The organism is Flavobacterium sp., assembly GCF_049590715.1.
Lineage (GTDB): Bacteria > Bacteroidota > Bacteroidia > Flavobacteriales > Flavobacteriaceae > Flavobacterium.
Genome location: NZ_JBAWDL010000079.1, coordinates 1 through 7,789 on the forward strand (window position 1 = coordinate 1; position 7,789 = coordinate 7,789).

The window sequence follows — 7,789 nt, forward strand, 5'->3', positions numbered from 1 at the left end:
GATGCCTAATTGTTCGTACTTCGAATTTACTTCGGTGCGAATAGCAGGATCTATTTCAGGGAATTCATCAAAACCTTTTAGTACAGCATTGACGTATAAGCCTGAACCACCCACTAGAACAACGTAATCATTGGTTTGAAACAACTTCTCAATGGCGGCAATAGCTTCTTTTTCGTAATCGCCTACGGTATAGTTTTCAAAAATGGATTTGTTTTGGATAAAATGATGCGTTGCTGAAGCTAATTCGGTAGTATTAGGAACTGCGGTTCCGATACTCATTTCTTTAAAGAACTGACGGCTGTCACAAGATACAATGTCACATTGATAATGATTCGCTAATTGAATACTCAAAGCGGTTTTGCCAATGGCTGTAGGTCCAATAATGGTGATTAGGTACTTCATAATTTTTAGCCCAGATAGCAACGAAAACCCCGGACGACTGCAAGTTAGTATTTCTTATTATAAATGAGCGACTTTAGAAGCTCCTTTTATGACTTAGAAATACAACTTGAAGGAGGAGGAGTTGTAGTGAATAGCTGGAAATGGCTTCATATTGTAGAGTTAATTATTTAAAGAATGTCCGCATTGTGGACAAAAATTGGCATTATTTGGATATTCATCTGTTCCACATCCTGGACAAGGGGATTCGGGATGAATGGTAGCTTTATGCTGTCTTTTGGCAATTTCAGCAGTGACAATTCCAGTAGGTACAGCAATGATTCCATACCCTAAAATCATAACAAAAGAGGCGATGAATTGGCCTAAAGGCGTGATAGGCGAGATGTCTCCATAACCAACGGTCGTCAAGGTGACAATAGTCCAATAAATACCAACTGGAATACTTGTAAAGCCACTTTCTTTGCCTTCAACGAGGTACATAACTGAGCCAATAATAATCGTGATAATAAGGACAAAATAGATAAATACAATAATTTTTCCTTTGCTAGCGTTAATGGCATCTTTGAGTTGGCTGGATTGACTATTAAATTGCGGATGATTTAATATTTTGAATAATCGTAATAGACGCAAAGACCTAACGACACTAAAAACGGTAGAACCAAGGAAGAATAATGATAAATACATAGGTAAAATAGCCACTAAATCGATAATCCCGTAGAAACTAAAGATGTATTTCCACGGTTTGTTGATGGTGAGGATGCGTAAAAAATATTCGAGGGTAAAGAAAAAAGTAATCGCCCATTCGAGGAAAACAAGCTCAAAATGGTATTTAGCATCAAATCCTTCCACGGTTTCCATCATGACTAAAAAGACGCTGAGGAGGATCAGTCCTAGTAAAATTAAATCGAATAAGCGTCCCGCCTTAGTACTAGTACCATAGATGATGATATAGACTTTTTGTCTAAAACGGTCATAATTTGACTTTATATTTGGCATAGTTAATGATAAAATGGTTTTAGTTTAGTTAAAACTTCATGATTTTATGTCCTTTGTTTTTCTTGATATAGGTTTGTATAATATGTCTTGTTTCTCGATTATTAGTCATGGGAATCAAGATGTTTTTAAGGATGTCTATTTGAGTAATTTGATAATTCAAATCGTAATAAGCGTACCCTTTTAACTGTCCATTTTCGATTAAAATAGCGGAACGTTCGTTGATTGTTCGACCTCGATCTATAATGACGATATTGGTGTTTTCAAAATTATTTTTGTCGATGTATTGCATTACACGGGCATTGTATTCAGTAGCTGAAACTTCGCCAAGACAAGCGCCATCACATTCTTTAATTTTGTGTTGGAAACAAGCCGTTTTGGTTTGGTATAAACCTGTTAATTTTTGACATAAATGATAATCGGCAGTGATGCGGAATAAGGCATTTTTTCCATCAGTTTCATTAGCGTAGGACGTGATTTCTTTTTTGCGACCGTCCGTTTTATGTAGTTTTAGATTGAGGTAACCGTTTTTGTCTTTTTCTGCATAAATAGACCATGGTAAGCTATTTTTGCGTGGGATTCTATTGTAAACGGGACGGTTTTTCTTGATGGCTTCCGTTTCTTTTAGTATAGCAATCAATTCGTTTCCTGTTTCTTCATAAGTGACTGTAAAGACCTCTTTCTGTATTTTTTTTGCGGTATGTGTAATACCTGTAAAATACTGATTCACTCTTTTTTTGATGTTGCGACTGCGACCAATATTGATGATGTTTCCTGCTTCATTATGGATGTAATAAATTCCCGTTTTAGGCGGTAGGTTATTGATGATGTCCAATAATTTAGGAGCGATACCTTTTTCTATTTCGAGTTTAATAAAGTCTTTTACAATATTTTTTTCTACATCTTTATCAAGCAACATCTTAAAAAGCTTTACTGTAGCTAAAGCATCTCCACTTGCTCTGTGTCTGTCCGTTACAGGAATACCTAAAGCACGAACTAGTTTTCCTAAACTATAGGATTCTTGTTCTGGAATTAGCTTTTTTGCCAGTTCGACTGTACAGATAGTACGGGACTCAAAATCATACCCAAGACGACGAAATTCGGTTCGTAAAATGCGATAATCAAAACTTGCATTATGAGCGACAATTACACTGCCTTCTGTTATTTCGATAATACGTTTAGCTACCTCAAAAAACTTTGGTGCTGAGCGTAACATGGCATTATTGATTCCTGTAAGTTTTACAACAAAAGGCTGAATGGGAATTTCAGGATTTACCAAACTGATGAATTGGTCCACAACTTCATATCCATCAAATTTATAGATAGCAATTTCAGTTATTCCTTCTTCGTTGAATTGTCCTCCTGTGGTTTCTATGTCGAGTATTGCGTACAAAATAAGTGTTCAGTTTTCAGTTATAAGTTTTCAGGTAATCTGAAATTATAAATCGTTAATCAATAATCATCAATCATTTTCTCCCCCCAAATATACTACTTCCTATGCGAACCATGGTACTGCCGCATTCAATTGCTAATTGATAATCACCGGACATCCCCATTGAAATAGTGTTCAGTTTATAGTTTGTAGTATTCAGTGGATTTAGTTTATCAAAAACCGATTTTAAATGTTGAAATTCTTTTTTGACTTGGTTTTGATTGTCAGTAAATGTTGCCATTCCCATCAATCCGAGAATCTGAATGTTTTTCATATCTTGTAATTCAGAAGAAGTTAGGAGAACATTTAATTCGGTTTCGTCAAGACCAAATTTCGTTTCTTCCTCAGCAATGTGTATTTGTAGCAAACAATTGATGATGCGGTTGTTTTTGGCAGCTTGTTTGTTGATTTCTTGAAGTAGCTTTAAACTATCCACACCGTGAATCAAATTCACAAACGGTGCCATATATTTAACTTTGTTTGTTTGAACATGACCTATCATGTGCCATTCAATATCTTTGGGCATTTGTTCCCATTTATCGACCATCTCTTGGATTTTGTTTTCACCAAAAATGCGTTGACCAGCATCATAGACTTCCATTAAATCCGAAACAGGTTTGGTTTTAGAAACCGCTACAAGAGTAACGCTTTCAGGTAAACTGGCTTTTATATTGAGTAGGTTTTGAGCTATTGACATATTGAAAAGGGCTATTATTTAAAATCTATTTAATCTGATTTTTTAAACACATTTAATCCGTAAAATCTGTGTTTTAAATGAACTGCTTCGCTACTTTTTCGGCTTTTTTGTTTTCATTATAATCATAAAAACCTTCACCTGATTTGACTCCTAGTTTCCCGTCATTGACCATTTTTATTAATAATGGAGTAGGGGCGTATTTAGGGTTTTTAAAACCGTCTTCCATCACATTTAATATGGATAAACATACATCGAGCCCTATGTAATCTGCAAGTTGCAATGGTCCCATCGGATGGTGCATACCGAGTTTAATGATGTTATCAATTTCGATTACACCACCAATTTTATTTTCCAGTGTTTCAATCGCTTCATTTATCATTGGCATTAAGATGCGATTGGCTACAAAACCAGGAGCATCATTTACTACCACGGGATTTTTACCTAATTTTTCAGCTAAAGCTACGGTAATTTTTGTTACTTCTTCGTTTGTTTTTTCTCCTTTGATAACTTCAACAAGAGGCATCAGCGGTACTGGATTCATAAAATGCATTCCAATCACGCGTTCCCGATGTGCTACCACACTGGCAATATCTGTAATCGAAATCGATGATGTATTTGTTGCAAAAATAGTGTTGTGCGCACAGTACTCATTTAGTTTTTTGAATATTTTCAGCTTTAAATCACGGTTTTCTGTAGCGGCTTCGATTACGAAATCAACACCTACCACACCATCTTCAATATCGGTATAGGTGATGATGTTAGTAATGGTTTTTGCAAAGTCATCTGTTGTGATGCTGCCTTTAGCAACCATTCGGTTCAGGTTAGTCGCAATGGTGTCCATCGCTTTGTCCAACGCTTTTTCCGATACATCTATAAGTTTGACCACAAAACCGTGTTGCGCAAAAGTATGTGCAATTCCGTTGCCCATCGTTCCAGCGCCAATTACCGCAATTGTTTTCATATCAGGAAATATATTTTAGTGGTCCCAAAAGAACCATTTTAGGTAGGTTATTTTTTTAAACACATAGAGACATAGTTTTTTTGAGTCTTAAAAAAAGGCGTTTTACTTTTGGATAGTTACACATAGCTATGTGAATCAATGAATTGATCTATCTTCTCCTTTTTTTTCTATGTGTCTATGTGTTTAAAAATCATAAGTGTTTTACTTTTTAAAACAATTAATAATTTGGTACGCCACCCTCAAAGCATTTGTAGCTTGTTCAAGTGTTACAATGGGAGTCGTATCATTGGTAATAGCATCACCAAAAGTCTCTAATTCATCTAGGATCGCATTGTTTTGTGATACATCAGGATTTGAGAAATATATTTGTTTTTTCACTCCTTCTGCATTTTGTAAAATCATATCAAAATCACCTGGCACTTCAGGTGCGTCTTTCATTTTGACTACTTCACATTTTTTCTCTAAGAAATCAACGGAGATATAAGCATCTTTCTGGAAGAAACGAGTTTTACGCATGTTTTTTAACGAAATTCGACTTGAAGTTAAATTAGCTACACATCCGTTCTCAAACTCAATACGAGCATTAGCAATATCTGGTGTTTCGCTAATTACGGAAACCCCACTAGCACTCACGTTTTTTACTGGAGAATTCACTACGCTCAAAATCGCATCAATATCATGAATCATTAAATCTAAAACCACAGGAACATCTGTTCCCCTAGGATTAAATTCTGCTAATCGATGGGTTTCAATAAACATTGGGTTTTCAATCATGCCTTTAGTAGCGATAAATGCAGGGTTAAAACGCTCTACATGTCCCACTTGACCTTTAACATTATACTCTTTAGCAAGAGCTATAATTTCTTCCGCTTCTTCAACTGTATTAGAAATAGGTTTTTCAATAAAAACATGTTTTCCTGATTTGATTGCTGCTCTTGCGCATTTATAATGTGAAAGTGTAGGTGTCACAATATCAATAATATCTACAGCGTGAATTAAAGAATTAATAGTAGTGAAATGTTTGTATCCAAACTCCGCCGAAATCTTCTCAGCATGCTCTTGATTAGGATCGTAAAAACCAACTAATTCATATTTTTCAGATTGTTGTAAAAGTCTTAAATGTATTTTTCCAAGATGCCCAGCACCTAATACTCCAATTTTAAGCATAATGTTGTCGTTTGTACAAAAATAACAATTAATAGTTGGAATAAGCAAGTGAAAAGAAGGAAAGTATGAGTCTATTTTGAACCAGTTCGTTAGGTCATTTATTAAGCATTGTTCCTGCTATCCACTCTATCTCTTGTGTACATCCCGAAAAATCGGGACAACACAAGAGGATGTCGTTTCTATCAGGGGTAGACGGAAAGTTTTAGTGATTTATTTGGTAATGTTCCATAACAATCTTCTAATTGCTATTCGTTATTAACTCCTATATTTGAATTAAAACAGTAATTTTTAATAGTTATTTCACAGATTTTATGCGTAATTTAGTCAATCGTTTGTGATACTATAATTATTTAAATAAAAATTTTAATACTATGAAAAAAATAAGTTTGCTTTGTTTGTCATTCGCTTGTGCAGGATTAATAAGCTGTAAAAATGAAGAAAAGCAGAAAGAAAAACTAGAAGAAGAAAAACCAATAAGTGTAGTTTGTTATCAAGCTTTGTATGAAAACGATACAATTAACTTAACGATTAATACCTTGAAAGATGATAAAATATCGGGGAAAATGATAATGAAAGTAGAAGGGAATCCAACGAATGACGGAGAAATAAAAGGAGAAATAAAAGGAGACACTCTGTATGCAGATTATTCATTTGTTAATGAGAAAAACAAACAAATTTTTAAAAACCCAATCGCAATTCTGAAAAAAGGAGATACGCTAGCATTAGGAAATGGGAAAATAGAAGTTTACTTAGGAAAATCCTATTTTGATAAAAAAACACCTATTGATTATGATAATGTAAAATATAAGTTTACCAAGTTTGATTGTGAAAAGTAATTTAAGTTTTAAATATAAAGGGAGCATTAAGTTCCCTTTATATTTAAAATCATTATTTTAAACTATTCTGAAACGGTAATTTCAAATAATTTATCCCAATTTTTTCCTGTTACAAAGATAGTTTTGGTTTTAGGGTTGTAGGCTATTCCGTTTAAAACGTCTTCTATTGTAATTGTATTGCTTAAAGATTTTCGTAACCCTGACAAGTCAAGAATTCCTCCAACTGCACCGTTATTAGGGTTTACTACTGCAATGGCATCTTTTTGCCACACATTAACATAGAATTTTCCGTTGATCCATTCTAATTCATTAATTGCTTTGATTTTTGAGGTTCCTGAATACACATTGATGTAACTAATTTGTTTTAAAGTCTCAGGATTAGTAGTCCAGATTTTCTCTGTACCATCGGATTGGTAAATATTTTTACCATCATTAGTCATTCCCCAACCTTCGATGTCTTTATCGAAAGAGAAGGTTTTTTCAAGTTTCATCGTGTTTGCATTGTAGATGAAACCTGTTTTTTCTTGATAAGTCAATAGGTAGATTTTATCATTCAGGATCGTTGTTCCTTCTCCAAAATACTGAGCATCTAGATCTATTTGTTTGTATACTTTTCCTGTTTTGTAGTCGTATTTTCGTAAAAAAGATTTTCCTTTTAAACCCGTACTTTCATATAAAGTATCTTTATAGAATTCCAATCCTTCAGTAAAAGCACCTGTGTCATGAGGGTAGGTATTGATGACTTTATATTTTAATAATTTAGGTGTAACATCCGAAACTAATTCGATTCTAGCGGTAGCTTCGGCATTTTCTCCTTCAAAATAAACCAATGCTTTTAGGTATTGGTAGCCTAGTTTTTGATTTTTAAGTTCAAATGGGAGTTTGCTATTTCCTTTAGTGGTACCCGCTTTTATATCGTTTACATAATAAACAATACTGTCAATTTCTTTGGCTTTTGGATTCAAAATACCTAAGTCAAGGTTTTCTTGAGGCAGATAATGTGTTGCAAATTGACCTGAATCGAAAGAAAATATAGAATTTTCACCTTTTTTTTTGCCACCACAATTAGAAAATGTTATCCCTAATAAAATGACATATAGTAAGTTATGCTTTTTCATTTTTTTAAAATTTGTTTGACCAATATACAATGTTATTTTTAAGAGCACAAAGGTCTTGCAAAAATATAAAAAGATTGTATATTTGCACCGGCAAGTCCTACACGACCAGCTCCTGCAGACTCCCCCAGGATGGGAACATAGCAAGGGTACGTGGTTGAGCGGTGCGATGTAGGTCGCTTGCCATTT

General features: G+C 34.3%; 8 protein-coding genes and 1 other RNA gene. 2 read left to right on the top strand and 7 right to left on the bottom strand.

The features are described from left to right. The 6 genes from WBQ70_RS03935 to WBQ70_RS03960 form a co-directional block, all read right to left on the bottom strand. Positions 1 to 402: tRNA (adenosine(37)-N6)-dimethylallyltransferase (locus WBQ70_RS03935; RefSeq protein ID WP_423910855.1), on the bottom strand; the 402-nt coding region annotated here is incomplete at its 3' end. 159 nt (positions 403 to 561) lie between these two features. Next, entirely contained in the window at positions 562 to 1,395 is an 834-nt protein-coding gene (locus WBQ70_RS03940; protein WP_423910858.1) for an ion transporter, read from the bottom strand. Between the two features lie 28 nt (positions 1,396 to 1,423). Next, on the bottom strand, positions 1,424 to 2,785 hold the full coding sequence (locus tag WBQ70_RS03945) for an exonuclease domain-containing protein (protein ID WP_423910860.1): 1,362 nt from the start codon (positions 2,783 to 2,785) through the stop codon (positions 1,424 to 1,426). Positions 2,786 to 2,858: 73 nt separating this feature from the next. Then, complete coding sequence (locus WBQ70_RS03950; RefSeq protein WP_423910863.1) at positions 2,859 to 3,521, bottom strand: YggS family pyridoxal phosphate-dependent enzyme; 663 nt, start codon at positions 3,519 to 3,521, stop codon at positions 2,859 to 2,861. Between the two features lie 73 nt (positions 3,522 to 3,594). Next, positions 3,595 to 4,482, bottom strand: coding sequence for a 3-hydroxyacyl-CoA dehydrogenase family protein (locus tag WBQ70_RS03955; RefSeq protein WP_423910866.1), 888 nt, complete (start codon positions 4,480 to 4,482; stop codon positions 3,595 to 3,597). Between the two features lie 201 nt (positions 4,483 to 4,683). Beyond that, positions 4,684 to 5,649, bottom strand: a complete 966-nt coding sequence (locus tag WBQ70_RS03960) for a Gfo/Idh/MocA family protein (protein WP_423910869.1) — start codon at positions 5,647 to 5,649, stop codon at positions 4,684 to 4,686. 371 nt (positions 5,650 to 6,020) lie between these two features. Between WBQ70_RS03960 and WBQ70_RS03965 the strand changes: the two genes are divergently transcribed. Then, positions 6,021 to 6,485, top strand: a complete 465-nt coding sequence (locus WBQ70_RS03965; protein WP_423910872.1) for a hypothetical protein — start codon at positions 6,021 to 6,023, stop codon at positions 6,483 to 6,485. A 62-nt stretch (positions 6,486 to 6,547) separates the two neighbouring features. On the opposite strand, the gene WBQ70_RS03970 is transcribed toward WBQ70_RS03965, so the two are convergent. Continuing rightward, a complete protein-coding gene (locus WBQ70_RS03970) occupies positions 6,548 to 7,603 on the bottom strand; it encodes a glutaminyl-peptide cyclotransferase (RefSeq protein WP_423910875.1) in 1,056 nt (351 codons plus the stop codon). Between the two features lie 88 nt (positions 7,604 to 7,691). On the opposite strand from WBQ70_RS03970, the gene ffs reads away from it, so the two are divergent. Further along, an RNA gene (gene ffs / locus WBQ70_RS03975) (signal recognition particle sRNA small type) lies at positions 7,692 to 7,789 on the top strand.

Excerpts from the sequence above, each read along its gene's own strand:
- WBQ70_RS03940 (WP_423910858.1), bottom strand. The coding sequence starts at position 1,395 with ATGCCAAATATAAAGTCAAATTATGACCGTTTTAGACAAAAAGTCTAT.
- WBQ70_RS03950 (WP_423910863.1), bottom strand. The coding sequence starts at position 3,521 with ATGTCAATAGCTCAAAACCTACTCAATATAAAAGCCAGTTTACCTGAA.
- WBQ70_RS03955 (WP_423910866.1), bottom strand. The coding sequence starts at position 4,482 with ATGAAAACAATTGCGGTAATTGGCGCTGGAACGATGGGCAACGGAATT.
- WBQ70_RS03960 (WP_423910869.1), bottom strand. The coding sequence starts at position 5,649 with ATGCTTAAAATTGGAGTATTAGGTGCTGGGCATCTTGGAAAAATACAT.
- WBQ70_RS03965 (WP_423910872.1), top strand. The coding sequence starts at position 6,021 with ATGAAAAAAATAAGTTTGCTTTGTTTGTCATTCGCTTGTGCAGGATTA.
- WBQ70_RS03970 (WP_423910875.1), bottom strand. The coding sequence starts at position 7,603 with ATGAAAAAGCATAACTTACTATATGTCATTTTATTAGGGATAACATTT.